At 62.1% G+C, this 26,697-nt stretch carries 29 protein-coding genes; 1 reads left to right on the top strand and 28 read right to left on the bottom strand.

Annotation, left to right across the window (positions count from 1 at the left end; genetic code table 11):
• The first annotated feature begins 310 nt into the window (after positions 1-310).
• Positions 311-2,107, top strand: coding sequence for a DEAD/DEAH box helicase (locus tag BLW25_RS03260; RefSeq protein WP_253188189.1), 1,797 nt, complete (start codon positions 311-313; stop codon positions 2,105-2,107).
• Between the two features lie 1,067 nt (positions 2,108-3,174).
• Here the strand turns inward: BLW25_RS03260 and BLW25_RS03250 are convergent.
• The 28 genes from BLW25_RS03250 to BLW25_RS03115 form a co-directional block, all read right to left on the bottom strand.
• A complete protein-coding gene (locus BLW25_RS03250) occupies positions 3,175-4,851 on the bottom strand; it encodes a ribonuclease J (protein WP_092896311.1) in 1,677 nt (558 codons plus the stop codon).
• A complete protein-coding gene (locus tag BLW25_RS03245) occupies positions 4,848-5,621 on the bottom strand; it encodes a type III pantothenate kinase (RefSeq protein WP_092896309.1) in 774 nt (257 codons plus the stop codon). The genes BLW25_RS03250 and BLW25_RS03245 overlap by 4 nt, the downstream gene beginning before the upstream one ends.
• 22 nt (positions 5,622-5,643) lie before the next feature.
• Positions 5,644-6,372 carry a biotin--[acetyl-CoA-carboxylase] ligase gene (locus BLW25_RS03240; protein WP_092896307.1) on the bottom strand — a complete coding sequence of 243 codons (729 nt, stop codon included), beginning with the start codon at positions 6,370-6,372 and terminating at the stop codon, positions 5,644-5,646.
• Positions 6,362-7,819, bottom strand: a complete 1,458-nt coding sequence (gene nuoN, locus BLW25_RS03235; RefSeq protein ID WP_092896305.1) for an NADH-quinone oxidoreductase subunit NuoN — start codon at positions 7,817-7,819, stop codon at positions 6,362-6,364. Before nuoN ends, BLW25_RS03240 begins: the two co-directional genes overlap by 11 nt.
• Positions 7,820-7,831: 12 nt before the next feature.
• On the bottom strand, positions 7,832-9,391 hold the full coding sequence (locus tag BLW25_RS03230; RefSeq protein ID WP_092896303.1) for an NADH-quinone oxidoreductase subunit M: 1,560 nt from the start codon (positions 9,389-9,391) through the stop codon (positions 7,832-7,834).
• A gap of 15 nt (positions 9,392-9,406) precedes the next feature.
• A complete protein-coding gene (gene nuoL / locus BLW25_RS03225; protein WP_092896301.1) occupies positions 9,407-11,764 on the bottom strand; it encodes an NADH-quinone oxidoreductase subunit L in 2,358 nt (785 codons plus the stop codon).
• Between the two features lie 4 nt (positions 11,765-11,768).
• On the bottom strand, positions 11,769-12,077 hold the full coding sequence (nuoK, locus tag BLW25_RS03220; RefSeq protein ID WP_092896299.1) for an NADH-quinone oxidoreductase subunit NuoK: 309 nt from the start codon (positions 12,075-12,077) through the stop codon (positions 11,769-11,771).
• 29 nt (positions 12,078-12,106) lie between these two features.
• Positions 12,107-12,619 carry a hypothetical protein gene (locus tag BLW25_RS03215; RefSeq protein WP_092896297.1) on the bottom strand — a complete coding sequence of 171 codons (513 nt, stop codon included), beginning with the start codon at positions 12,617-12,619 and terminating at the stop codon, positions 12,107-12,109.
• Complete coding sequence (locus BLW25_RS03210; RefSeq protein ID WP_092896295.1) at positions 12,616-13,146, bottom strand: hypothetical protein; 531 nt, start codon at positions 13,144-13,146, stop codon at positions 12,616-12,618. The genes BLW25_RS03215 and BLW25_RS03210 overlap by 4 nt, the downstream gene beginning before the upstream one ends.
• 3 nt (positions 13,147-13,149) lie before the next feature.
• Positions 13,150-13,752 carry an NADH-quinone oxidoreductase subunit J gene (locus BLW25_RS03205; RefSeq protein ID WP_092896293.1) on the bottom strand — a complete coding sequence of 201 codons (603 nt, stop codon included), beginning with the start codon at positions 13,750-13,752 and terminating at the stop codon, positions 13,150-13,152.
• On the bottom strand, positions 13,749-14,198 hold the full coding sequence (locus BLW25_RS03200; protein WP_092896291.1) for a carboxymuconolactone decarboxylase family protein: 450 nt from the start codon (positions 14,196-14,198) through the stop codon (positions 13,749-13,751). The genes BLW25_RS03205 and BLW25_RS03200 overlap by 4 nt, the downstream gene beginning before the upstream one ends.
• On the bottom strand, positions 14,195-14,725 hold the full coding sequence (locus BLW25_RS03195; protein ID WP_092896289.1) for a collagen-like domain-containing protein: 531 nt from the start codon (positions 14,723-14,725) through the stop codon (positions 14,195-14,197). The genes BLW25_RS03200 and BLW25_RS03195 overlap by 4 nt, the downstream gene beginning before the upstream one ends.
• A 35-nt stretch (positions 14,726-14,760) precedes the next feature.
• Positions 14,761-15,255, bottom strand: a complete 495-nt coding sequence (gene nuoI, locus BLW25_RS03190) for an NADH-quinone oxidoreductase subunit NuoI (RefSeq protein ID WP_092896287.1) — start codon at positions 15,253-15,255, stop codon at positions 14,761-14,763.
• 5 nt (positions 15,256-15,260) lie between these two features.
• A complete protein-coding gene (gene nuoH / locus BLW25_RS03185; RefSeq protein WP_092896285.1) occupies positions 15,261-16,298 on the bottom strand; it encodes an NADH-quinone oxidoreductase subunit NuoH in 1,038 nt (345 codons plus the stop codon).
• Between the two features lie 68 nt (positions 16,299-16,366).
• The gene (locus BLW25_RS03180; RefSeq protein WP_092896283.1) at positions 16,367-16,768 is read right to left on the bottom strand and encodes a hypothetical protein; all 402 of its coding nucleotides are present in this window, start codon (positions 16,766-16,768) and stop codon (positions 16,367-16,369) included.
• Positions 16,769-16,772: 4 nt separating this feature from the next.
• Positions 16,773-18,815, bottom strand: coding sequence for an NADH-quinone oxidoreductase subunit NuoG (nuoG, locus tag BLW25_RS03175; RefSeq protein ID WP_092896281.1), 2,043 nt, complete (start codon positions 18,813-18,815; stop codon positions 16,773-16,775).
• 6 nt (positions 18,816-18,821) lie between these two features.
• Entirely contained in the window at positions 18,822-19,352 is a 531-nt protein-coding gene (locus BLW25_RS03170; protein ID WP_253188187.1) for a DUF3291 domain-containing protein, read from the bottom strand.
• Positions 19,349-19,759 (bottom strand): DUF5333 domain-containing protein, encoded by a 411-nt coding sequence (locus BLW25_RS03165; RefSeq protein ID WP_143040430.1) that lies wholly within the window; start codon positions 19,757-19,759, stop codon positions 19,349-19,351. Before BLW25_RS03165 ends, BLW25_RS03170 begins: the two co-directional genes overlap by 4 nt.
• A gap of 125 nt (positions 19,760-19,884) precedes the next feature.
• Complete coding sequence (locus BLW25_RS03160; protein WP_092896275.1) at positions 19,885-20,280, bottom strand: hypothetical protein; 396 nt, start codon at positions 20,278-20,280, stop codon at positions 19,885-19,887.
• Positions 20,281-20,282: 2 nt separating this feature from the next.
• Positions 20,283-21,581: an NADH-quinone oxidoreductase subunit NuoF gene (gene nuoF / locus BLW25_RS03155; protein WP_092896273.1), complete on the bottom strand. Its 1,299-nt coding sequence runs from the start codon at positions 21,579-21,581 to the stop codon at positions 20,283-20,285.
• A gap of 12 nt (positions 21,582-21,593) precedes the next feature.
• Positions 21,594-21,815 (bottom strand): DUF5337 domain-containing protein, encoded by a 222-nt coding sequence (locus BLW25_RS03150; protein WP_092896271.1) that lies wholly within the window; start codon positions 21,813-21,815, stop codon positions 21,594-21,596.
• 10 nt (positions 21,816-21,825) lie between these two features.
• Positions 21,826-22,896, bottom strand: coding sequence for an NADH-quinone oxidoreductase subunit NuoE (nuoE, locus tag BLW25_RS03145; RefSeq protein ID WP_092896269.1), 1,071 nt, complete (start codon positions 22,894-22,896; stop codon positions 21,826-21,828).
• 111 nt (positions 22,897-23,007) lie between these two features.
• Positions 23,008-23,301: a hypothetical protein gene (locus tag BLW25_RS03140; RefSeq protein WP_092896267.1), complete on the bottom strand. Its 294-nt coding sequence runs from the start codon at positions 23,299-23,301 to the stop codon at positions 23,008-23,010.
• Positions 23,301-23,573, bottom strand: a complete 273-nt coding sequence (locus BLW25_RS03135; RefSeq protein WP_092896265.1) for a hypothetical protein — start codon at positions 23,571-23,573, stop codon at positions 23,301-23,303. The genes BLW25_RS03140 and BLW25_RS03135 overlap by 1 nt, the downstream gene beginning before the upstream one ends.
• Positions 23,573-24,829 carry an NADH-quinone oxidoreductase subunit D gene (locus BLW25_RS03130; RefSeq protein WP_092896263.1) on the bottom strand — a complete coding sequence of 419 codons (1,257 nt, stop codon included), beginning with the start codon at positions 24,827-24,829 and terminating at the stop codon, positions 23,573-23,575. Before BLW25_RS03130 ends, BLW25_RS03135 begins: the two co-directional genes overlap by 1 nt.
• A complete protein-coding gene (locus BLW25_RS03125; protein WP_092896261.1) occupies positions 24,826-25,434 on the bottom strand; it encodes an NADH-quinone oxidoreductase subunit C in 609 nt (202 codons plus the stop codon). The genes BLW25_RS03130 and BLW25_RS03125 overlap by 4 nt, the downstream gene beginning before the upstream one ends.
• Before the next feature lie 5 nt (positions 25,435-25,439).
• Positions 25,440-25,973 (bottom strand): NuoB/complex I 20 kDa subunit family protein, encoded by a 534-nt coding sequence (locus BLW25_RS03120; protein WP_092896259.1) that lies wholly within the window; start codon positions 25,971-25,973, stop codon positions 25,440-25,442.
• A complete protein-coding gene (locus BLW25_RS03115) occupies positions 25,964-26,329 on the bottom strand; it encodes an NADH-quinone oxidoreductase subunit A (protein WP_092896257.1) in 366 nt (121 codons plus the stop codon). Before BLW25_RS03115 ends, BLW25_RS03120 begins: the two co-directional genes overlap by 10 nt.
• Positions 26,330-26,697: the final 368 nt, after the last annotated feature.

Genomic DNA, 26,697 nt, shown 5'->3' with positions numbered 1-26,697 from the left:
GCCCCGCGCGTCCGCAATTTGCGGCCTGCCGGCGAAACAGGCGCAGATCCGCTGCCTGCCCCGGGGGCGCCCCTTTTTTTTGCGCCGCTGCCAGAGCGGAACCAATCCGCCGAAAACACGCCGCACTCGCAACCAGAAGGTCACAATCCGGCACAAAAAGGTGCCTCAGATTGACCATTGTACAAAATCGCGCTATCTCGCGCCGGAACCCGCAATCCGGCGGGCTGTTCCGATGGGGCGCCTGAAATCCTGCGTCCCGCCCCCACTCGCGGCCGGTCCTTATGACCCTTTCCGCCACTATTGGACGCATATGACCAAATTTTCCGACCTCGCCCTTGATCCCCGGGTTCTCCAGGCCGTTTCCGAAGCAGGGTATGAGACGCCCACGCCGATCCAGGCTGAAGCCATTCCCGAAGCTCTGAAGGGCCGCGATGTACTTGGGATCGCCCAGACCGGCACCGGCAAAACCGCCAGCTTCACGCTGCCAATGATCACGCTGCTCGGCCAGGGCCGGGCGCGCGCGCGGATGCCGCGAAGCCTCGTGCTGGCGCCGACGCGCGAACTCGCGGCCCAGGTGGCCGAGAATTTCGACATCTATGCCAAACATACCAAACTGACCAAGGCGCTGCTGATCGGCGGCGTGGCTTTTGGCGAACAGGACAAGCTGATCGATCGCGGTGTCGACGTGCTGATCGCAACGCCGGGCCGGCTGCTCGACCATTTTGAACGCGGCAAGCTCTTGCTGACCGGCGTGCAGATCATGGTGGTCGATGAGGCCGACCGGATGCTCGACATGGGCTTCATCCCCGATATCGAGCGCATCTTCCAGCTGACGCCCTTCACCCGCCAGACGATGTTCTACTCGGCCACCATGGCGCCCGAGATTGAACGGATCACCAATACATTCCTGACCGCCCCCGCGCGGATCGAGGTTGCGCGCCAAGCCACCACCAATACGAATATCGACCAGAAGGTCGTGTATTTCACGCCGTCACGCAAAGACCGGTCCTTCACCGAAAAGCGTGCCGTGCTGCGCGCGCTGATCGCGGCCGAAGGCGCCGCCTGCACCAATGGCATCGTGTTCTGCAACCGCAAGATGGATGTGGATGTTGTCGCCAAATCGCTGAAATCGCACGGTTTCAACGCAGCCCCCATCCATGGCGATCTTGACCAGTCGCAGCGGACGAAGACGCTCGACGCCTTCCGCGACGGTTCGCTGCATATCCTTGTGGCCTCTGATGTGGCGGCGCGTGGGCTGGACATTCCGGCGGTCAGCCATGTGTTCAACTTCGACGTGCCCGGCCATCCCGAGGATTACGTGCACCGCATCGGCCGCACCGGCCGCGCCGGCCGCCATGGCCGCGCCTTCACCCTGGCCACGCCGTCCGACGCCAAACAGCTGGCGGCTGTGGAAAGCCTCGTGAAACAGGAAATCCCGCGCGCAGAGCTGCCCGAAGGGCTCGATCTTGAAAACGCCGGTTCGTCGCGCACGCGCAGCGAACCGCGTGGCGATCGGTCCGAACGTGGGGAACGCTCAGAGCGTGGCGAGCGTTCGCGCGGTGGCAAGGGCCGCGAACGTTCCCGCGGCGGGCGCGAGCGCGCTCAGGACGAAGACCGTGCCGCCGCTGCCCCCCAGGCCGAACCCGTCGCGCCGAAGGCGCAGCCCGAGCGCAGCGAGGCCCCCCAGAAAGAGGCCAGCGCCAGGGCCAGCTCAGGGCGTGAGGGTGGCTCGCGCAGCTCCTCCTACAGCGAACCCCGCCGCGATCCGGTCGCCCGTGAAGCTGGCAGCCGTGATGCAGGTGGCCGCCGCAACGACCGCCGCGACCGCCGTGACGATGGCCCCGCCGTGATCGGCATGGGCGACCATGTCCCCGACTTTCTGCTGCGCAGCTTCCGGATCAGCACGCCCTCCCCCGCCGAGGACAGCGCAGCCGAGGATCATATCGCCCCGGACCACGGCCCGGAAGAGGACGCTGCACCCCTGGCTGCGGCTCCGGCCGCTGCCCGTGACCCGGAAAGCATCCCTGTTTCCGCAGAGGCACCCGCTGTGGCTCCGGAGGCCTCAGATGAGCCTGGCGAAAGCGAAGAGCGGGCTCAGCCTGCCTGACCCCGTCTGCGCGCATCGGGCCTGGTATCCGATGCGCGCAGTCAGACCTGACAGAGCAGGCCCCGATCTCCCGCAGGAGGACTGCCAGCCTTCGCAAAGGCAGAGATCGCACCGCGCCCCACCCACGCCCTCGATAAATCTCCGGCTGATCCTCATCTCAACCATCACTGCAGCTTCGAAGACGCCGCCGTCGCCGATGTAGGGCCGCTGTCCACGATCTGTCAGCGCAATCAGGCTATGATCACATGCCGCAGGACATGATCCGGGGGCCAAGCTGCGAACAAGACCCCGTTGAACGCAAAAGCTATTCTGGCTAGCCGGGTGCGCTCTCAGACGGCGATCCGGATCTTTCCGCCCGGGGCCGCTGCCCCAAAAGGCGCGACGGACTTTGCCGCGGCGCTGAGACAGGTGCTGTGATCTTTCCGGGTCAGCTCGTCCGGAGCGTGATCGCGACCAGGCCGGCAGGGTACGGAAAAGGGCATGTCGGACACGCGCACGCCCCTGCCGCCATCTCCGAAAATATAGATCATCAGCTGTTTTGCCGGGATCTGATTGCTGGCCAGGCTGACGCAGCGGAAAACTATAAACCTGCGATCCGGTGTGACACGTCAGCGCGTCATCTGCGCCGGGGCCTGCTCCGATGGTGATCCCGCTCAGACGATCCGCCCGCTTGGTCATCAGCGTGACCCCAGGCACTGCCCCAGGATAATCGCAGCCCGGGTGGCGAGGATTGCGCTTTTGCTACAGCTTCCCGTCCGGGGCACGCCGCGGACAAAACGCCCCATGTCCACTGCCCCGAACAAAGCTCCGATGTCCGCATTCCAAGACCGAAAACTCTGCCTTCTTCCGTCAAAACCTGCGCGAAGACTGCCATCAGGGCCGCAGCAGTCATAGCAAAGCCCGCCTGTGGCGGGCTTTGCTATGCTGCCAAAATCGCGCGGCCAAAGGCCGGGCTCCTCCGCTCCTCACCCGGGGGCCGGGCCTCTGGTCCGGCCCCCGGGTGAGGAGAATCCCGAAAAGCAAGATCGGACGCAGAAGGTCAGGGTCGAACGCTGCCCCGCCTGGCATCATTCAGGCAAAAGACGCGAAACCACCACGGTCACTTCCGGCTTCTTGCCGATTTCTTCCACCGCGACCTGGCGGATGATGCGGCGCATGTCATCCTCTACCTTATCATCGTTTTTCAGAACCTTGCGCCCGGCGCGGCCCATCCATTCATCAAGCTCGGCCTCCATCGTCTCGGCAAGATCGCGCCCGCCCTTGCCGGTCGGCGTCAGCCCCATGATCTCGACCCAGGGCTCGCCCAGCGGCTCGCCTGCCTCGTCAAGAATGACCGTCGCCAGCACATGCCCGTTCAGCGCCATGCGGATCCGGTTGCGGATCACCCCGTCCAGCGCCCCGATCAGCACGGTCCCGTCCAGATAAAGCCGCCCGGTCTCGACATATTCGACAACCTTCGGATGCTCACCGGTCAGATCGACCATCATCCCGTTCACAGCCACCTGGGTCGCGATACCGCCTTCGGCCCCGATCCTTGCATGTTCGGTCAGATGCCGGTGTTCACCATGCATCGGGATCAGCATATCCGGCAGCAACAGCCGGTGCACATGTTCCAGATCCGGACGGTTCGCATGGCCCGAAACATGGTACAGCCCGCCGGCATCATCGACGACCCGCACGCCCTTTTCGGAAAACTCGTTCCAGATCTTGTAGACGCCCTTTTCGTTCCCCGGGATCGTGCGCGAGGAAAACAGGAACGTATCGCCCTTCTTCAGCTCATGACCGAGATACTTGCCGCGCGACAAAGCCGCCGCCGCCGCCCGCCGCTCGCCCTGGCTGCCGGTGACCAGCAGCATGAGGTTTCGCCGCGGCACTTCCAGCGCGTCTTCGGTCGAAACCACCCGCGGGAAGGAAGTCAGCACCCCGGTGGACTCGGCGACCGAAAGCATCCGCTTCATCGACCGGCCCATGACGCAGATCGTCCGATCCGCCGCCACAGCCGCCTCGGCGAGCGTCTTCAGCCGCGCCACGTTCGAGCCGAAAGTGGTCGCAACGAACATCCCCTCCGAAGCCTTGATCAGCTCGGCCAAAGGCTCGGCCAAAGTCGCCTCGGACCGCCCCGGATGGGTCGAGAACACATTGGTACTGTCGCACATCAGCGCCCTGACCGGCGCCTCGTCGGCCACCGATTGCCAGAGCGCATCATCCCAGGCTTCGCCCACAACCGGCGACCGGTCGAGCTTGAAATCCCCCGAATGCACCACGCGCCCTGCCGGGCTGTCGATGATCAAAGCCGCCGATTCCGGGATCGAATGCGAAAGCGGCACGAATTGCACGCGGAAGGGCCCCGCCTCGACCACATCAGGCCGTGCGCCCACGGTCACGATCGCATCGGCCGGATGTCCCTGTTCATCCATCTTCAGCTTGCCGATGGCGGCGGTGAATTTGCGCGCATAGACCTTTGCCTTCAGCTTCGGCCAGAGATGGCCAAGCGCGCCGATATGGTCCTCATGGGCGTGGGTGATGAATATCGCCTCAAGTCTGCTTGCGCGTTCTTCCAGCCAGGTGATGTCGGGCATGATCACCTCGACCCCCGGAGCCCCGTCCATATCGGGGAAAGTCACCCCCATATCCACGAGGATCAGCCTCTCCTTCCCGGGGGCGCCATAGCCATAGACATAGGCATTCATCCCGATTTCGCCGGCACCACCCAGCGGAAGGTAGATCAGCCGTTCACTCTTCATGCGTTTTCCTTGTTGTACTCATGGATCAGGACGAGGCCATGCATGGTCAGATCATCCTCAATCGACTCGAAAATTTCAGTGTCCTGGGCGAAGAGCGACGCGAGGCCGCCGGTGCCGATCACCTTCATCGGGCGGTCGCGTTCCTCGCGGATGGCGCGCACGATGCCTTCGACAAGGCCGATATAGCCCCAATACACCCCTGACTGCATACAGGCCACAGTATTCGTGCCAATCGCCTGCGCGGGCCGCGTCACGTCGACATGGGGCAGCGCGGCCGCCGCCATATGCAGCGCCTCCAGGCTCAGATTCACCCCCGGGGCGATCACACCGCCGATATAGGCGCCATCGGTATCGACGACGTCAAAGGTGGTCGCGGTCCCGAAATCGACCACGATCAGATTGCCGCCGTGCCGGTCAAAGGCGCCAGCGGTGTTCACCAGCCGGTCAGGGCCGACGGTCGTGCCCTGATCGACGCGCGGCTGATGCGGCAACAGGCATTCGGGCTTGCCCACCACCAGCGGGCGACAGTCGAAATAGCGGTTTGACAGCACGCGCAGATTGAACACGACCCTGGGCACGGTAGACGAGATGATCACCTCAGCGATTTCAATCTCAAGCCGGTTCAGCAGCATCAGCGAGGACAGCCAGACGAAATACTCATCCGCCGTGCGCTTGTGATCGGTCGCAATGCGCCAGGTGGCAATGAACCTGGCCCCGTCCCAGATCGCAAAGACGGTATTGGTATTGCCGCAATCGATGGCGAGAAGCATCGGGCGCTCCCTGGGGTTCGTGTCAGAAAAACACATCCGCTGCCGGAATGGCAACGGTGCCAGAGGCCATGCACAAGACCAGATTGCCGTCCTGGTCGATGGTCTCGAATATGCCCTCGCGGGTCTCGGATCCGGTGCGGGCGATGATCTTCTCACCAATCCGCGCGGCGCGCGACAGCCAGGCGGTGCGGATAGGCGCAAACCCCTCGGCGCGGAAAATGGCTTCCCAATGCGCCATAGCGGGTGCCAGCGCATCGAGGAACCGCGCGGGCGTCACCCGCACCCCGGTTTCCCCAAGCAGTGAGACCGGTGCCACCGCGCCCGGCTCCACCGCCGATGCCGGCGGCGCATGGAGGAGGTTCACACCCATCCCGATGACCAGCATCTGACCAGAGGCCTCAAGCAGGATCCCCGTCAGCTTGCCGCCATTCAGGAGCACGTCATTGGGCCATTTCAGCGCGAAACCCGTGCCATTCCCCACAACCGCGACAAAGGCGTCATAAAGCGCCAGCGCCGCGATGAAACTGCGCAGCCCCAGCCGCGCCGGGGGTTCGTCCAGGCGTTGCGCAAGGCTGCCATAGAAATTGCCCGGCGGGCTGGTCCAGGGCCGCGCACGCCTGCCCTTCCCCGCCGTCTGCTCGCCTGCCAGAATCCACAGAGGCCCCCGAAGATCGGGGGCCCTGCGGAAGGCCTCGAGATTGGTGGAGTCGACCGAAGCCAGCTCCACCCGGGTGACGGGATCAGAGCACAAGCGCTTTGGCCGCCGTCAAAGCCGGCTCCTCGATGCCGAAGAGGTTGATCGCCCCCAGCACCAGGATCGCGGCAACCGCCATCATCAGCACCCATTGCACCGCCGACATACGGCTTTCGGCCGGATCTTCGGTATCGCCGAAATAGATGAAATAGACGACGCGCAGATAGTAGAAGGCGCCGATGACCGAGGCGATCCCGCCCGCCACCGCGAGCCAGACCATGCCCGCATCCACCGCTGCCTTCAGCACCGCGAATTTAGCGTAGAAGCCGATAAAGGGCGGCACACCTGCAAGGCTGAAGAACAGCATCAGAAGCGCCAATGCCTTCAGGGGTTCCGATTTCGACAGCATCTTAAGGCTGGCAATATCGGTGACCGGGCGGCCATTGCGCTCCATCCCGAGGATGAAGGCGAAGGAGCCGACCCCCATGGTGACATAGATCACCATATAGATCAGCATAGCCTGGACGCCCTGCACTGCCTGGTCGGCAGTGCCAGTGGTCGCGGCGGCAAGACCGATCAGCGCATAGCCCATATGGGCAATCGAGGAATAGGCCATCAGGCGTTTGATGTCTTTCTGGCCGATGGCGGCAATCGCGCCGAGATACATCGACAGAACCGACATCGCCGCCAGCACCTGGCCCCATTGCGCCGGGATAGAGCCAAAGGCATCCCATGCGAGGCGTGCGATCAGCGCCATCGCGGCGACTTTCGGCGCGGTGGCGAAGAAGGCGGTCACCGGGGTGGGCGAGCCCTCATAGACGTCGGGCGTCCACATATGGAAGGGCGCGGCCGAGATCTTGAAGGCAAGGCCCGCCAGCATGAACACAAGGCCAAACAGCAGCCCCAGCGAGACATCGGCCTGCAGTGCTACGAAGATGCCGTCGAATTGCGTCGTGCCGGTAAAGCCGTAAACCAGCGAGGCGCCGAAAAGCAGCATCCCGGAAGACAGCGAGCCGAGGACGAAGTATTTCAGCCCGGCTTCCGAAGATTTCGCGGAATCGCGACGCATTGCGGCGGTCACGTAAAGCGCCAGCGACTGCAGCTCCAGCCCCATATAGAGCGCCATCAGATCACCGGCCGAGACCATCATCATCATGCCGGTCACAGCCAGCGTCACGATCACCGGATATTCAAAGCGCAGCATATTGTAGCGCTGCATATAGTCCTGGCTCATCACCAGCACCGCCGCCGAAGAGACCAGGATCACCACCTTGGCGAAACGCGCAAAGGGGTCGTCGTTGAACATGCCGTGGAAAGCCGTCCGGCTGCCCTCGCCACCCAGGCCGATCCACAGCGCAAGCGCCACGAAAAGCCCCGCCGTGGCCCAGACCAGCGGCACCGCCACTTTGTCCTTGCCGGTGTACACACCGAACATGAGCGCGGCCATCGCGTAAAGCGCGAGGATCACCTCGGGCAGAACGGTGTTGAAATCAACTGCGGTCATTGTCGCGCTTCCTCAGTGCATTGCCGCCTGCTCAGCCAGAACGGGCAGAGCGGCACGGTAGTTCTCGATCAGATGGGTCACGGACGGGCCGATGATATCGGTGACCGCGCTCGGATAGATGCCGAGGAACAGGGTCATCGCCACCAGGGGCGCGAAGATCAGTTTCTCACGCGCGGTCATGTCGGTGATCAGCTTGAGGCTGTCTTTCGTAAGCGTGCCAAAGACCACCCGGCGGTACAGCCAGAGCGCGTAAGAGGCCGAGAAGATGACGCCCGAAGCCGCGAAGAAGGCGATCCAGGTGTTGACCTGATAGATGCCCATGATCGTCAGGAACTCGCCCACGAAACCAGAGGTGCCGGGAAGGCCGACATTGGCCATGGTGAAGAACATGAAGACCATCGCATAGGCCGGCATCCGGTTCACAAGACCGCCGTAAGCGTCGATCTCGCGGGTATGCATCCGGTCATAGATCACGCCGACACAGAGGAAGAGCGCGCCCGAGATGAAGCCGTGGCTGATCATCTGGAAGATCGCGCCATCGACGCCCTGCTGGTTCATCGCGAAGATCCCCATGGTCACGTACCCCATATGGGCGACCGAGGAATAGGCGATCAGCTTTTTCATATCCGACTGCACCAGCGCGACCAGCGAGGTGTAAACCACAGCAATCGCCGACATCCAGTAGACCAGCGGCGCCAGCAGATCCGAGGCCACCGGGAACATCGGCAGCGAGAACCGCAGGAAGCCGTAACCACCCATCTTCAGCATCACCGCCGCCAGGATCACAGACCCCGCTGTCGGTGCCTGAACGTGCGCATCGGGCAGCCAGGTATGAACCGGCCACATCGGCATCTTGACCGCAAACGAGGCAAAGAAGGCAAGGAACAGCATGGTCTGCACGCCGCCGACCACATGGATCCCCAGGAGATCAAAGCTCTCGAAGCTGAACACATGCGTCAGGAGCGAGACCTGGCCGTCGCCACAGGCGCCGATACAGGTGGTGCCCGCATCCATATACATGAAGATCATCGCCACCAGCATCAGCACAGAGCCGAGGAAGGTGTAGAGGAAGAATTTGAACGCGGCATAGATGCGGTTCACACCGCCCCAGACCCCGATGATCAGGAACATCGGGATCAGCCCTGCCTCGAAGAAGAGGTAGAACATCACCAGATCCAGCGCGCAGAACACGCCGATCATCAGCGTTTCAAGGATCAGAAACGCGATCATATATTCTTTGACGCGCTTCGTCACATCCCAGGCCGACCAGATCACCAGCGGCATGAGGAAGGTCGTCAGCATGACGAAGAGGATCGAGATCCCGTCAACGCCAAGCCGCCATTTCAGACCGAGGATCCAGTCACGTTCTGTGACGAACTGGAAATCCGTGTTCGACGGATCGAACTCGGCCAGCAGGAAGAGGCTGGCAAGGAAGGTCGCGATGGTCGCGAACAGCGCCAGATATTTGGCGTTGCCGCGTGCGGCCTCGTCATCGCCGCGCAGGAAAAGCGCCATGATCAGCGCCGCCACCAGCGGCAGGAAGAGGATGATATTGAGAAGTTGTTGTGCCATGGATCCCGGGCCCCTTTACCTGGCGCCACCGAAAAGCGTCATCCAGGTGACCAGGGCAACAATCCCGAGCACCATGGCGAAGGCATAGTGGAAGACAAAGCCCGATTGGGCACGATTTGCGAGGCGGGTGAAGAAGGGGATAATCCCCATCGCCACCCCGTTGATGGTTCCGTCAATGACCTTGACGTCATTCTTCCAGAACAGCCGGCCAAGGGCTTTCGAACCTTTGACGAAGACGAAGGTATAGACCTCGTCAAAATACCATTTGTTCAGGAGGAACAGGTAGAGCGGGCGTTGCTGCTCTGCCAGACGACGCGGCCAGGACGGGTTTCTGATGTAGAAGAGCCAGGACAGAACCAGACCGATCAGCATCGCGACAAAGGGCGAGACCTTGACCCAGGACGGTACCATATGGGCCGCCGCGATGATGGTGTTCGGCGCATGGCCCGAGGCTTCGACCTTTGCAGCATCGACACGGGTGTCGACCACGGCCTGCTCTTCCGCGCTGTAAGGCAGCATCAGAAGTGCGCCTTTGGGCGCCACACCGTGATCTGCGCCGTGATCTGCGGCTTCGACCGCTTCACCCGGATAAGTCACACCGGCATCAGCAGTGGCAAGCGCCCCGGCCTGCTCCGCTGCATTGGCCGCTTCCTCAGCGGTCGGCGCATCAGCTGCGGGTTCGGCGTGACCTGCCTCGCCCATTGCGGTCTCACCGGCTGTGGCGTGATCGGCGGCTGGCTCTGCGTGACCTTCTTCGATGTGATGGGCCGCAAGCTGTTCCATCCCAAACCAGGTCCGCATCTTTTCTTCATCTCCGAAGAAGACCTTGTACCAGATCATCCCCGAGAAAAGCGCGCCAAGCGACAGGACCGCCAGCGGGATCAGCATGACCAGCGGGCTTTCATGCGGCTCGTGGTGATGGCCATGGCCGTGATCATCATGGCCATGGGAGTGACCATGGTCATGCCCGTGATCATGCGAATGGTCATCCTGCGGCTTCTGATCGGCGCGGCTGGTGCCGTAGAAGGTCAGGAACATCAGGCGCCAGGAATAGAAGCTGGTCATGCCGGCAGCGATGACAAGCAGCCAGAAAGCATAGTTCGACCCGATATAGGCGCTCTCGATCACGGCGTCTTTCGACAGGAAGCCTGCGAAACCGTAATAGGTCAGCGGAATACCGACACCGGTGATCGCCAGTGTCCCGATCATCATCATCCAGAAGGTGAACGGGATCTTTTTGCGCAGGCCACCATACCAGCGCATATCCTGTTCGTGATGGGTCGCATGGATCACCGAACCGGCGCCAAGGAACAGCATCGCCTTAAAGAATGCGTGGGTGAAGAGGTGGAACATCGCGACCGGATAGGCCCCGACGCCGGCGGCGACGAACATATAGCCCAGCTGCGAACAGGTCGAATAGGCGATCACGCGTTTGATGTCGTTTTGCACCAGACCCACGGTCGCGGCAAAGAAGGCGGTCGTTGCCCCCAACACCGTGATGAAGCCCGTCGCATAGGGCGCATATTCAAAGACAGGCGACATGCGGCAGACAAGGAATACGCCCGCGGTCACCATGGTTGCGGCATGGATCAGCGCGGAGACGGGCGTCGGCCCTTCCATCGCGTCCGGCAGCCAGGTGTGCAGGAACAGCTGCGCCGATTTCCCCATCGCGCCGACAAACAGCAGGAAGGCGATCAGGTTCACCGCATTCCAGTCGGTCCAGAGGAAGCGCAGCGTCACTTCGGACTTGCCCGGGATCGCGGCGAAGACCTGGTCGAACTGGATCGAATCCGTCAGCAGGTAAAGACCGGCGATGCCAAGGATGAAGCCGAAATCACCGACCCGGTTCGCGATGAAGGCCTTCATCGCCGCAGCACCGGCGGATTGTTTCTTCCAGTAGAAACCGATCAGCAGGTACGAGGCGACCCCCACCCCTTCCCAGCCAAAGAACATCTGCAGCAGGTTATCGGCGGTCACCAGCGTCAGCATGGTGAAAGTGAAGAACGAGAGATAGGCGAAGAAACGCGCGCGGTAAGGCTCGTCATCCGTCCAGTTCTCGTCATGGGCCATATAGCCGAACGAGTAGAGGTGAACGAGAGCCGAGACCGAGTTGACGACGACCAGCATGATCGCGGTCATCCGGTCAACACGGATCGCCCATTCGGTCGAAAGCGTGCCCGATTCCACCCAGCGGAGCAGCGTGACCTTGTAGGTCTCGCCGTCAAAGCCGAGGAAGATGACCCAGCTCAAAGCCGCAGCAAGGAAAACCGCCGCCGTGGTCAGAACCTGTGCCGGTTTCTCACCGATGAACCGCCAGCCGAAGCCGCACAGAATGGCCCCGATCAGCGGAGCGAAAAAGACAATCTGAACCATTCTCTCAGCCCTTCATCACATTCACGTCTTCGACGTCGATCGTTCCGCGGTTGCGGAAGAAGACGACGAGGATGGCGAGGCCGATGGCGGCCTCTGCTGCGGCCACCGTCAGCACGAAGAGCGTGAAGATCTGCCCGGTCAGATCGCCGTTGAAAGACGAGAAAGACACAAAGCTGATATTGGCCGACAAGAGGATCAGCTCGATCGACATCAGGATGACGATCACGTTCTTCCGGTTGAGGAAGAGACCGAAGATCCCGATGACGAACAAAGTCGCCGCCACCATGATGTAATGTTCAATTCCGACTGCCATCTCATCCGTCCCTCAGGCGCTCTCGCCCGTTATTGCCCCAGATCGTTGCGCTCTTTGTAAGGGGTCATCCCTTTGGCGCGCAGTTCCGGAAAGTAAGTGTTGCAGGCGCAGGTCTCGGCGTTTTCACGCAGCTCGATCCCTTTGCCCAGAACGGCTTTCACCGCCTGTTTCATCCGTGCCGCCGTGGCGGGCTGTTTCCTGGCTGCCGCCTCGCGCAGGAAGGTTGTCGCGGCCAGCGCATCGGCGGCGTCATAGCTGCGCCCCTGCCCCGGCACTGCGACCATGCGACCGCTTGCGCAATCGGTGATCCGCAGACCATTGAACCCCGAAAGCGCGGCTGCCGCCGGCGTATCTGCCTCGGCAAGATCGCCATGGCTCACGATATTGTGGCGATATTCCTCCACCACGATGCCGGTGCCTGCGATCTGCGCCGGAAAACCGGTCCGCATCCCGGCCTCAACGCCACCACAGGGCGGCAGCGGGGTCAGAGCCTGCGCGGAGCCGGCCGCCAGCAGCATCATACCGGAAAGGCAAAGCTTCATCCCTTGCCCTCCATCTCAGGAAACAGCGTCTTGCAGCCACATTCAAAGCTGATGTTCCGCCCGCCGAAAGCAAAGCTCGCGCCCTTCGCAACGGTCTGAAAATCGCTCACGCCGTGGCGCATCGCGACTTTACGCAGCGCGGGAAGATCCACTGCTTTGCGGCCTGCGGCCCGGTAGAGCTTTTCTTCGAGCCGGTTGTCGCTCGCTGCGCGCTCAGGCGCGTAGAGATCATAGCCACGCGCCGCCATCACAAGACTTTCGCCCCGGGCACAGTCATGGATCACGTAAGAGGTCGCCCCCATACAGGCATTGCCGCGCCTCAGGCCTTGCAGCACCAGGCCCGGCGCCAGCGCCCGGGCAGAAGAAACCCGCGCCTGGTCAGAAGGCGAGACAATCCATGAGGTCTCGCAAAGGTCACCACGCAGCACACCCGCTTTGGGCTTCATTTCCGCAGGCTCACAGGCCCGCGCCGGCGAAACCGCCAGCGTGGCTGCGAAAGCCGCAAAGATGATGCCCGCACGGATCATGGATCAGAGCCCCTGCCCCGGTTTGATGTCTTTCATCTCGATGGTCTGGGCCGGGTCGCGCCACATCTGATGCAGCACGTTCTGGCGCTTGATGCCGGTACGGTGGCGCAGGGTCAGAAGGATCGCACCGATCATCGCGACCAGCAGCACAAGGCCTGCGGCCTGGAAGAGATAGATATAACGGTCATAGATCAGCAGGCCGATGGCGCGCGCATTGTCGATATCCGTGGGCGTCGGGTTCGTGAGGCTCGCGCCCGAAGACACCCGCCAGGAGCCAAAGGCGATCCCGATCTGCATCAGCAGCACAACGCCGATCAGGAGCGCCAGCGGCATGGCCCGCGCCATCTCGCCCTTCAGCGCTGCGAAATCCACATCAAGCATCATCACGACAAAGAGGAACAGCACCGCCACCGCACCGACATAGACGATCAGCAGGAGCATCGCGATGAACTCGGCGCCGAGCAGCACGAAAAGCCCGGTCGCGCCGACAAAGGCCGAGATCAGCCAGAGCACCGCATGAACCGGATTGCGCGAGACCGTGACCATCAGGCCCGACCCCACCGTCACAACCGCAAAGACATAAAAGGCAAAAACCGCGACGGTCATTTGCTAGCTTCCTTCCTCTCGTCAAAGACGGACTGGGCAATGTCCAGCGCCTGTCTCATGGCGGGCAAACCGCCGAACATGCTCATTTGCCAGATCACCTCGGCGATCTCGCGTTCCGTGGCGCCGGCTTCCAGCGCATGCCGGACCGTCACTCTGATCTGCGGCTCAGCGATGCCTGCGGGCAGCAGCGCCCCCTGCACCGTCAGCCCGGCCAGCGTCACCAGAAGCCGCGTGCGGCTGTCGAGCCCCTCGCGGTTAAAGGTCTTGCCGAACCACATTTCCATCAGATCCGCCGGCATGGTCGGGAACAGCTTGTCAAAGCCACCCGCTTTCATGCCTTCGCTCATGCTTTCCGTCACCGATGCCAGGCCCGGATTGAAGCTTTTCAGCATCTCCTGGCTGCTTTCCATCATCTGGCTCAGCATTTTGGTATAGGCTTCGTTCATTCCGCGCCCTCCCCATCGGACCCGCCGGCATTCCCCTGCTGGCAGAGGAAGAAATTGACATTGGCAAAGCCCGTTGTTGCCGAAGTCACGACCCCCGGGTTCGAGCGTTCCTGGTCAGCGCTGCCCGCATAATCGGGAGACGCGTTCAGCACAACCTCTCCTGCCGGGTTCCAGCCGGTGGGGCAACCGCCCACGCGGCGCACCAGAAGAAGTGCATCCGGGCCGGGATCACCTTCGCCCGCCACGCCCTGCGGGCCGGCAGGACCCTGAACACCGATCTCGCCCTGCGGCCCCTGCGGGCCGGCGACACCTTCAACGCCTTGCGGGCCGGCCGGGCCAACGGGGCCCTGTACGCCGCCGGGTCCCTGGGCGCCGGGCTGACCTTCCGCCCCTGCCGGGCCTGCGACACCGGCCGGGCCGGGAACTCCCTGATCGCCTCTGAGCATCCCACCAGCAAACAGAGCGACAAGGGCGAAGGTAATTGCCCCGCCCGCCGCTCCGGTAATTGCTGATTCAAGTCTGCTCATGGCCTGGCCGGGTCTCCGGTTGGGGTGGGTCTGGCTTAACGGTAAGGTGCGTCGAGTTCGAGATTGCGGGCAATCTCGGCTTCCCACCGCGCGCCGTTCTCAAGGAGTTTATCCTTGTTGTAGAACAGCTCTTCGCGGGTTTCGGTCGAGAATTCGAAATTCGGGCCTTCAACGATTGCATCCACCGGGCAGGCTTCCTGGCAGAAGCCGCAATAGATGCATTTCGTCATATCGATATCGTAGCGCGTGGTGCGGCGCGAGCCGTCTTCGCGCGGTTCGGCATCGATGGTGATGGCCTGGGCCGGGCAGATCGCCTCGCAGAGCTTACATGCGATGCAGCGTTCTTCGCCATTCGGGTAACGGCGCAAAGCGTGCTCACCGCGGAAACGGGGCGAAAGCGGCCCCTTTTCATGCGGGTAGTTGATGGTGGGCTTCGGCTTGAAGAAATAGCGCATCCCAAGCGCGAAGCCCTTGATGAAATCCATCATCAGGAAATAGCGCGTGGCGCGGTTCCAGTCGATATTGGCCATTTGCCTCAGCCCCCGATCGCCCAGCGGGCCCAGAAGCCGCCAAGCACTTCAAATTTTGCAAGGAATGCCACCAGAACGACCCAGCCAAGGGACAGCGGCAGGAAGACTTTCCAGCCGATCCGCATCAGCTGGTCGTAGCGGTAGCGCGGCACGATGGCCTTCACCATCGCGAACATGAAGAACCACATCCACATCTTGGCGACCATCCACCACCAGCCATCTGCGATGCCCGGGATCGGCGAGAGCCAGCCACCGAAGAAGAAGAGGCTGATCAGCGCGCACATCAGGAAGATGGCGATGTATTCGCCCGCCATGAACAGAAGATACGGCGTCGAGGAATATTCGACCATGAAGCCCGCGACGAGTTCGGATTCAGCTTCCGGCAGGTCGAAGGGCGGACGGTTGGTTTCCGCCAGCGACGAGACGAAGAACAGAACCAGCATCGGGAAATGCGGCAGCCAGTACCAGCCAAGAAGTCCGTAGCCGGTATCCTGCGCCCGCACGATGTCGGACATGTTCATAGAACCGGACGAAATGATCAGACCGATGATGATCAGGCCCAGCGAAACCTCGTAAGAGATCATCTGCGCAGCAGAGCGCAGCCCCCCGAGGAAGGCGTATTTCGAGTTCGACGCCCAGCCGCCCATGATCACGCCGTAAACCTCGAGCGAGGAGACGGCGAAGACGAACAGGATCGCGACGTTGATATCAGCCAGTACCCAGCCGTAATCGAACGGGATCACCGCGAAAGCCAGAAGCGCCAGTACGAAAGACAGGATCGGCGCAAGGAAATAGACCGGGCGGTCCACACCTGCCGGGACCACGATTTCCTTCAGCACATATTTCAGCGCATCGGCAAAGGTCTGCAGGATCCCCCAGGGGCCGACCACGTTCGGGCCGCGCCGCACCTGCACCGCCGCCCAGATCTTCCGGTCGCCATAGACCATGAAGATCAGCGAGATCATGACGAAGGCGACCACCGCAAGACACTGCGCGATCAGAATGACCGCCGTGCCAAGCCCCGTCGAGAAAAATCCGTCCATCTTCCTACCGTCCTCTCAGTCCGTTTTCCGGACCGCTGTCTTTATGCCTTTTGTCCGGGGGCTGCCCCTCAGACCGTCGGGATCCTCAATGCGCCGCAATCCTGCACCGTCACTTCGGCGTCAATCGTTTTCACGCCGCGGGGCAAGGCGGCTGAAACCAGCCAGACCGAGTCCCCCCGCAGCGTATCGCCGGATTTTGCAACATTCGTCCGCACATGGCGGGCGAAACCGGCGCCCCGGATCAATGCATATTGCGCGGCTGCGCAACGGGCATAATCCTCGATGTCCTTGCCATTCTGCGTCCCCTTCATGGCGACGCGGAAACTGACCATATCGCCATCCAGAAGCACGGTCTGGATGCCGTGATATTCCTTCTTGCCCGGCATGGGCGCGCCCTCTCCATCCCCCGCGCAGGCCCCCAGAGCCGCCAGGGCGGCCGGGAACAGCGTGAGGGTGGCGAGGTGACGCATCGGCTTACTCAGCCGCCAGCGGCGCGTTGGCACGCGCGAGCGCCTGAGCGGAAAGCTCGGCCATGACCTGGCTTGCGCGGGCAATCGGGTTCGTCAGATAGAAATCCCGGATCGCATTGCGGAAGCCCGCACGCGCCGGCATCCGGAGCTCCAGCGGCTGCCATTCGTTTTCCACGACCTCATTCACCAGACCCAGATGCGGGTGATCGGCGATCAGCGCGGCACGAAGCCCCGCCAGGCTGTCCCAGGGCAGTTTCGCGCCCAGCTCACCCGAAAGCGCGCGCAGGATCGCCCAGTTCTCACGGGCCTCGCCCGGCGCAAAGCCCGCGCGGAACGCCAGTTGCGGCCGGCCTTCGGTATTGACGAACAGGCCGTTTTCCTCGGTGAAAGCAGCAGCCGGCAGGATGACATCGGCACGGTTCGCACCGCGGTCACCATGGCTGCCCTGATAGATCACGAAGGGCGGCGCGCCGGCATCGGTCCATTCGCGCGCGATCTCGACTTCATCCGCACCAAGGTTAAAGATCACCTCGGCGCCCAGAACCGCCGCCGCCATGCCGCCATCGGTCACGGCACCGACATCCAGCGCACCAACGCGGCTTGCTGCCGTATGCAGGATCAAAAGCTTCGAATTCGAATTCTCGGCGAGCTTCATGGCATGGGCCAGAACGGCCTCGCCATCAGCCTCATTGATCGCACCCTGACCGACGATCACAATCGACGGCGCCTCACGGGTCGCATCCGAGATTTCCTTGCCCGACAGCTCGACCAGCGCCGCGCGGTCAGAGCCGACATGCACATAGTCATAGGTCAGATCGACTGCCTCACCGACCAGACCCACGGTCGCGCCATTGGTCCAGGCCTTGCGGATCCTTGCATTGAGAACCGGGCTTTCGACACGCGGATTGGTGCCGATCAGCTGGATCATCTTTGCGTTGTCGATGTCTTCAATCGTCGCGGTGCCGACATAGGCGGAACGATTGCCAATCGGCAGACGCGCGCCATCGGTGCGCGATTCCACTTTGCCGCCAAGGCCTTCAATCAGCTTTTTCAGGCTGTAAACCGCTTCGGTCGGGGCCAGATCACCCACCAGACCCACTATCTTCTTCCCCTTCATCGCCGCTGCAGCCGCCTCAAGCGCCTCGCCCCAGGTCGCCTTGCGCAGCTTGCCATCCACCCGCACATAAGGCGTGTCGAGGCGCTGACGGCGCAAGCCGTCCCAGATGAACCGGGTCTTGTCGGAAATCCATTCCTCATTCACCGCGTCATTGTTGCGCGGCAGGATGCGCATCACTTCACGGCCCTTGGTATCGACCCGGATATTGCTTCCGAGCGCGTCCATCACATCGATGGTCTCGGTCTTGGTCAGCTCCCAGGGGCGGGCGGTAAAGGCATAGGGTTTCGAGGTCAGCGCACCGACCGGGCAGAGGTCGATGATATTGCCCTGAAGGTTACTGTCCAGCGTCAGGTTGAGATACGAGGTGATCTCGCTGTCTTCCCCGCGGCCGGTCTGGCCCATCTGGGTGATGCCCGCAACTTCCGAGGTGAACCGCACGCAGCGGGTGCAGGAGATGCAGCGCGTCATCGCGGTCTTGACCAGCGGGCCAAGGTCCAGCTCGTCAGAGGCCCGCTTCGGCTCGCGGTAGCGCGAGAAATCCACGCCATACGCCATGGCCTGGTCCTGCAGATCGCATTCGCCGCCCTGGTCGCAGATCGGGCAATCCAGCGGATGGTTGATCAGGAGGAACTCCATCACCCCTTCGCGGGCCTTCTTGACCATCGGTGACCTGGTTTTCACCACCGGCGCCTCGCCATTCGGGCCCGGGCGCAGGTCTTTCACCTGCATCGCGCAGGAGGCCGCCGGTTTCGGCGGGCCGCCCACGACTTCAACCAGACACATCCGGCAATTGCCCGCAATGGACAGCCGCTCGTGATAGCAGAAGCGCGGGATCTCGATCCCGGCCACTTCCGCCGCCTGGATGATCGTCATCGAGCCGTCAATCTCCAGCTCGGTCCCGTCGATGTTGATTTTTTTCAGATTCGACATCTGCGCCTACTCCGCCGCGATCCGGTCGCATGCATGGGCTGTCCATGTCGCGGCCTCTTCCAGATACGACCAGCCGAAGGCCTGGTCGCTGTCTCCAAATTCATTGCGATGCTGCCACCGCGCATAGCCCTCGGCCATGTCCGGGCGGTGGCCTTCGGGCACCCACCACAGGACCAGCGCGCCGGGCGCATCATACCATTCACCCTTGCGGGCATAGAACTGCCGGTGGACGGTGTTCCACACGAAAGCGCCAAGGCTGTCCGCATCCGTCCAGACAGAAAGCGTCGAGGCCATGCGCGGATTGCCCTGGAACGGCGAGGCCGGATCGGCCTGCGCCGTCTCCATCGCCGCGTCATCGAGCCGCCAGACAAAGCCCGCTGCGCGTTCGGCGACCCCGTTCACCAGATCCAGTCCGGCCACGAAATCCACGACTTCGGGCGCGTCCCAATCGTGACGCAACAGGCCGAAATTGAGCGCGGCAAGATGACAACCGTCACGCGTGTGCAATGCTTTGCCATGGGCCATTCGGGCGGTCATCTGGTCGACCTCAGCAAATAGCCGATCAGGCTTTTCTTCGCGATTTCCGCCTCACCCACGGCGCAATAGGCCTGGGTCTTGCCCGGTTCAGCGCCCGCCTTTTTCAGCCAGGCCGCAGCCTCAGCCTTGCCGCGCTTCTTCTCGGTCTTGCTCTCGACGAAAGCGGTGACTTCCTTGCGGGTATAGCCCTGTTTCAGCGCGTAATCCCTGAGCTTGGTCAGCTCGTTCAGCGCGCGCAGCTTTCTCGGCCGCATCGTCGGGCAATTATCGGCAATCGCGTCAGCGATGAAGCCCTGCCGCAATGTGTCGTTGATATGCGCTTCCTGGTTGATCGGCGTGCGCGCCTCTGCGGCGCCGGCGCTCACAGCAATCACCAGCGATACAGCAAGAATTTTCACGGATGTCATAACGGATGCTCCACAGGTTGCACCGGTCATCTGACCGGTCCCCCATCCTGCCAGAGCGACAGGCGCATCAAAACGCACGGCTTCGTGCCGTTTCCGTGATCCGTGCCGGCTGAAACATCCCGTGATCATGCGCAGCCTCCGGCGAAAAGCCAGGCGCCTGCCCGATCATATTTCCCGATGGCCTTTTCACGGAACTGGCCGCCTGCGGCGGCACAGGTCGCGCGGGCGGCTTTCTTGGCCAGCGCGCCCTGATCATTGCGAAGGCCCCCGGCGGTGGTGACCCGGATCTCCTGGCCACCAATCGGCCGCGCGCCGACCACGGTCAGCTGCACCCCGGTCGGGCCGGGGCGAACCTCGCCCTGGATCGCCTGGCCATCGACCTGAACCTGATGCAGGCCGGGTGTCACCGTTTCCGGCAGCGGCGTATGGATCACCGCACAGCCCGACAGGACAAGCGCCAGCGCCACGACCGAAAGGCCGCGGGCGGGTGCCGTCATGCTGAGGGTTGCGCGAAGGGCCATGATTACTCCGCAGCCAGCGCGGCCGAGATGCGGCCGGTGCGCTTTGCTTTGATACGGTCCTCGATTTCCTCGCGGAAATTGCGGATCAGACCCTGGATCGGCCAGGCGGCTGCGTCGCCAAGGGCGCAGATCGTGTGACCTTCGACCTGTTTGGTGACCTCGAACAGCATGTCGATCTCTTCGACCTCTGCATCGCCGGTCACCAGACGGTCCATGACCCGCATCATCCAGCCGGTGCCTTCGCGGCACGGCGTGCACTGACCGCAGCTTTCGTGCTTGAAGAATTTCGACAGGCGCCAGATCGCTTTGATCACGTCGGTCGACTGATCCATCACGATCATGCAGGCGGTGCCGAAAGATGATTTCAGCTCGCGCATACCATCATAATCCATGATGGCGTTTTCGCACATATCGGCAGTCAGGATCGGGCAGGATGCGCCGCCCGGGATCACCGCTTTCAGGTTCTTCCAGCCGCCACGCACGCCGCCGCCATGTTTCTCGATCAGCTCGCGCATCGGGATCGACATCGTTTCCTCGATCACGCAGGGCGCGTTCACATGACCCGACATCGCGAAAAGCTTCACGCCCGCATTGTTCGGACGACCAAAGCCTGCGAACCATTCGCCGCCACGGCGCAGGATGGTCGGCGCCACAGCGATGGATTCGACATTGTTCACCGTGGTCGGGCAGCCATAAAGGCCCGCCCCCGCCGGGAAAGGCGGCTTCATCCGGGGCATACCCTTGCGGCCTTCAAGGCTTTCCAAGAGCGCGGTTTCTTCGCCACAGATATAGGCCCCTGCCCCGTGATGCAGGTAAACATCGAAATCATAACCGGATTTCGAGGCATTGCGGCCGATCAGACCGGCGTCATAGGCCTCGTCGATCGCAGCCTGCAGCGCCTCTTTCTCGCGGACGTATTCGCCGCGGATATAGATATAGGCAGCAACCGCATTCATCGCGAAACCGGCGATCAGACAGCCTTCGATCAGCGTATGCGGATCATGGCGCATGATTTCGCGGTCTTTGCAGGTCGCAGGCTCGGATTCGTCGGCATTGACCACCAGATAGGCCGGACGCCCATCCGAGACCTTCGGCATGAAGGACCATTTCATCCCCGTCGGGAAGCCCGCACCGCCGCGCCCGCGCAGGCCCGACTTTTTCATCTCATCCACGATCCAGTCACGGCCTTTGGACATGATATCCGCCGTGCCATCCCAATGGCCGCGCGCCATTGCCCCTTTGAGGGAGCGGTCATGCATCCCGTAGAGGTTCGTGAAGATGCGGTCCTGATCCTTGAGCATCGCTCGCTCTCCTTACGCCCGGCGCCCGCGCCAGATCTGATACGTCACGGCCAGAGCCCAGATGAAACCGGCAATCGCTGCGAGATCGAAAAGGAAGACAAACCGCGTCTCCCAGCCGAAATGCCCGCCGAGCCATTGCCCGCCCATCCACAGGATCATCGTCACCGCAATGACAACAGCCACAAGGCGCACCTGGCGCCCGCGCTTGATGTCATGTGCCGATGGCCCTGTCATGCCCCCGCCCTCAGTAATCGTTGGTCTTTGCCCGGATGCGGAATGCGTCCAGACCTTCAGCCATAATCAGTTTCGCCTGCGCCACCCATTTGTCACGGGTCACGCGGCCTTTGAAGCCCTTGAGATTCTGGTCAACCCAGGTGACTTCGTCTTCGCTCCAGCCGGCAATCTGGTCGAAATGGAAAAAGCCGAGCTCATGGCAGAGCCGTTCCAGCACCGGGCCGATACCTTCGATTTCCTTGAGGTCATCCGCCGCGCCGCCGCGCGGCCCCTGCAGCGCTTCGGGCTGTTTGCCCTCTGCCGCCACCGGCCCCTCCGTTTTGGCAGCCGGTTTTGCGGCGGGCTTTTCGGCCAGCGCCACACCGCCCTCGCGATTGCGGATCCAGGACAGGTTCAGCGCCACTTCGGTGCCGTCGATCCGCTTCACCGTCTCGCCGATATCCACCGCACGCTGCACCGAGCCATTGAGGCCCGCGCCCTTGCCCTTGTATTCGGCAAGCGAGGTCAGGCCGGTGACCGGTTCGGACGAATAGCGGCCGCTTTGCGAGCCGGGCTGCGGCACTTCGCCATCGCGGAAGCGCGCGATCAGCCCTCGCAGCACCGTGGGCGTCAGGTCTTCGTAGTAATCCTTGCCGATCTGCGCCATCGGCGCATTGGCGCAGGCGCCGAGGCATTCGACCTCTTCCCAGCTGAATTTGCCATCGGCAGAAACCGTATGCGGCGCCGGTGCGATCAGCTCTTTGCAGACCTCGATCAACTCTTCTGCGCCGCAGATCATGCAGGACGTGGTTCCGCAGATCTGGATATTCGCAACAGAGCCGACCGGTTGCAGCTGGAACATGAAGTAGAAGGTCGCGACCTCAAGCACGCGGATATTCGCCATACCCAGCATGGTCGCGATATATTCGATTGCGGGCCTGGTCAGCCAGCCTTCCTGTTCCTGCGCCCGCCACAACAGCGGGATGACCGCCGAGGCCTGGCGCCCTTCGGGATATTTGCTGATCTGCCCCTCGGCCCAGGCCAGGTTGGCGGGCGTGAAGGCGAAACTCGCAGGTTGCTCGTGGTAAAGGCGGCGCAGCATGTCAGATGATCCCGACGAAAGAAAAAACGGCTTTGATGTACAGGAGCCCGAAGGGACCATGCACAAAGAAGGGGGTCAGGACCAAAACAGGGATGAGCCCGACCAGCAGCATCAGGGGCATTTCTCCGTTTTCACGGTCAGGGCCCAGGTATTCTCGTCCAGCTCCGCCGACCCGTCGGCAAGCATTTCTTCGACGACCACGGCGGTCCAGTCTTCGCTGAACCCAAGCGGCGGCAAGAGGGTTGCCGCTTCTTCTTCGGTCATCGTGCAGCCATGGGCTTCGAGCGTCTCGGTCAGAAGCGCCTTCCAGTCGGTGCCGGCGGGCGGCGCCTCCTGAGCAAACGCCGGGAGAAGCGCGGGCCCGGCCAGCAGCATCACGGCAAGGGGGGCAAGACGGTACAGCATCAGCAGCCAAGCCCCTTGAGGCGGAAGGCGCCCTGCCCTTCTTCCACAAGGTATCCGCCGATGATCAGCTGAACGGAAGCGGCCATGGCGCTTTCGTCATTCATCCCCGTCAGGCGGTTCTGAACGGCGTCGTTATTGGCCTGGGTCAGCACACAGCCCTCTGCCGCGATGGCGGCGGCAAGCTGCTTTGCCTCTTCCCCGAGTTCGCTGGTCTGGGCAAAGCCCGCCACCGGCAGAGCAAGGGCCAGAAGAGCCGTTGCGAAACGTGCCATCATCTGTCCACCTCACCAAACACGATATCCATCGTCGCGATGATCGCCGAGACATCGGCCAGCTGGTGGCCCTTGCCAAGGTAATCCATCGCCTGAAGATGGGCATAGCCCGGCGCCCGGATCTTGGCGCGGTAAGGCTTGTTCGTGCCATCCGCCACCAGGAAGACGCCAAACTCGCCCTTCGGGGCTTCAACCGCAGCATAGACCTCGCCCGCGGGGACGTGGAAGCCTTCGGTATAGAGTTTGAAATGGTGGATGAGCGCCTCCATCGAGGTCTTCATCTCACCGCGTTTCGGCGGCGTCAGCTTGCCGCGCGCCAGCACATCGCCCTGCCCCGCCGGCTCGCGCAGTTTCGCGATGGCCTGCTGGATGATCTTGACGGATTCCCGCATCTCCAGCATCCGGCAGAGATAGCGGTCATAGCAGTCGCCATTCTTGCCGACCGGCACCTGGAAGGTGAATTCGTCATAGCATTCATAGGGCTGCGCACGACGAAGATCCCAGGCGAGGCCCGATCCGCGCACCATCACCCCCGAGAAACCCCAGTCCAGCGCGTCTTGCTCCGACACGGTCGCGATATCGACGGTGCGCTGTTTGAAGATGCGGTTTTCGGTGATCAGCCCGTCAAGGTCATCGACAAGTTTCGGGAAGGTCTGCGACCAGGCCTCGATATCGTCGATCAGCTTTGCCGGCAGATCCTGGTGGACGCCGCCCGGCCTGAAATAGGCCGCGTGCAGACGGGCACCGCAGGCGCGTTCATAGAACTGCATCAGTTCTTCGCGCGCGGTAAAGCCCCAGAGCGGCGGCGTCAGCGCACCGACATCCATCGCGCCGGTGGTGACGTTCATCAGATGGTTCAGGATGCGGCCGATTTCCGAATAGAGTACCCGAATGAGGCTCGCACGGCGCGGCACCACAGTGCCGGTCAGCTTTTCAATCGCCAGACACCAGGCATGTTCCTGGTTCATCGGCGCCACATAGTCGAGGCGGTCGAAATAGGGCAGGTTCTGCAGGTAAGTCCTGCTTTCCATCAGCTTTTCGGTGCCGCGATGCAGAAGGCCGATATGCGGGTCGGCGCGTTCAACGATCTCGCCATCCAGCTCCAGCACCAGACGCAGCACGCCATGGGCCGCAGGGTGCTGCGGGCCGAAGTTGATGTTGAAATTGCGGATCCGCTGCTCGGACGTCTCGATATCCATCGAGCCGTCATCATAGAAATTCCGGCGCATATCCTGTGAGTTGGAGCCGTCCATCATTTCGGTGCCTCCGCTTTCTGATCGCCCGGAAGGATATATTCCGCGCCCTCCCAGGGCGACATGAAGTCGAACTGGCGGTATTCCTGCACCAGTTTCACCGGCTCATAGACGACGCGCTTCTGCACTTCGTCATAGCGCACTTCGACATAGCCGGTCGTGGGGAAGTCTTTGCGCAGCGGATGGCCACGGAAGCCGTAATCGGTGAGGATGCGGCGCAGGTCGGGATGACCCTGGAAGATGATCCCGAACATATCAAAGGTTTCGCGCTCGAACCAGTTTGCACCGGGATGCAGGCTCACCAGCGAGGGGATCATTTCCTCTTCGCGCAGCGCAACCTTCACGCGGATGCGCTGGTTCCGGTACATCGACAGGAAGTGGTAGACCACATCGAACCGCGCCGGGCGTTCCGGGTAATCGACCGCCGTGATGTCGATCAGCGTCGAAAAGCGACAGGTCGCCTCGTCCCGCAGATATTCGATCAGCGCAAGAAGATGCGCCGGCGTCGCCAGCAGCGTCAGCTCGCCATGGGCCACGGCATGCGACAGCACCGCGTCGGGCTGGCGCAGGGCAATGGTGGCTCCGAGTTCGTTCAGCGCGTCAGACATCCTGTTCACCTCACCAGAGTGCCGGTGCGGCGGATCTTCCGCTGCAATTGCAACAAGCCATAAAGCAGCGCCTCAGCCGTGGGCGGGCAGCCCGGCACATAGACATCGACCGGCACCACGCGGTCACAGCCGCGCACCACCGAATAGCTGTAATGGTAATAGCCGCCGCCATTGGCGCAGCTGCCCATCGACACGACATAGCGCGGCTCGGGCATCTGGTCATAGACCTTGCGAAGCGCGGGCGCCATCTTGTTCGTCAGCGTTCCGGCGACGATCATCAGATCCGACTGCCGGGGCGAAGCGCGCGGCGCCATGCCAAAGCGTTCCACATCGTAATGCGGCATCGACATCTGGATCATCTCGACCGCGCAACAGGCCAGACCAAAGGTCATCCAGTGCAAAGACCCGATCCGGGCCCAGTTGATCACATCCTCGGTCGAGGTCAGCAGGAAGCCTTTATCCTGCAGATCACGCGAGAAGGCCGCGACATCGCCGTCGCGGTCCAGCCCTACCGTATTGGAACCGGTCATCACTCCCATTCGAGAGCTCCCTTCTTCCACTCATAGGCGAAGCCGATGGTCAGCACGCCAAGGAACACCATCATAGACCAGAACGCTGTCATCGAGATCTCGCTGAACGCAAGCGCCCAGGGAAAGAGGAAAGCGACCTCAAGGTCAAAGATGATGAACAGGATCGACACGAGATAGAACCGGACGTCGAATTTCATCCGCGCGTCATCGAATGCGTTAAATCCGCATTCATAGGCCGAAACCTTTTCAGGGTCCGGATTCCGGATTGCGATCACCGCAGCAGCGAGGATCAGGACGAGGCCAAGCCCCACCGCGATCACGAGCAGAATGACAATCGGAAGATACTCTCGGAGAAGCGTGTCCACGAGATGCTCCTTCAGCTGGCGTCAGCGAGCCTGCGGACCCTTTTTCGACCCGCTTGCACTCATTGGTTCGCTTTACCCCTGCCCCCGCCCGGGGTCAACCGAGGGAGAGGGGTTTTCCCACCCTTCCGAAGGGGGTTCCCCCTTGTTTTGCTGCGTTGCTTCAGGCCGCCTCTCAAAAAGAATCTCTGCCGGTGCTGCATCGCGGCAGGGTTGTCGTCCCCGGCGTCAGAAAGTCGCAGGCAAAGGAATCACAAAAGCAATTACCCCCTGTATTCCCATGAAAAACAGTAGGAAATTATCCAACGCTATTCCTGACCTTGACCGGAACGCCCCGGTCGCATTGGCTTGGTCCCGATCAACAGAGGAGC

It is taken from the genome of Rhodobacter sp. 24-YEA-8 (assembly GCF_900105075.1).
Lineage (GTDB): Bacteria > Pseudomonadota > Alphaproteobacteria > Rhodobacterales > Rhodobacteraceae > Pseudogemmobacter.
This window is presented reverse-complemented; position numbering and strand designations above follow the sequence as displayed.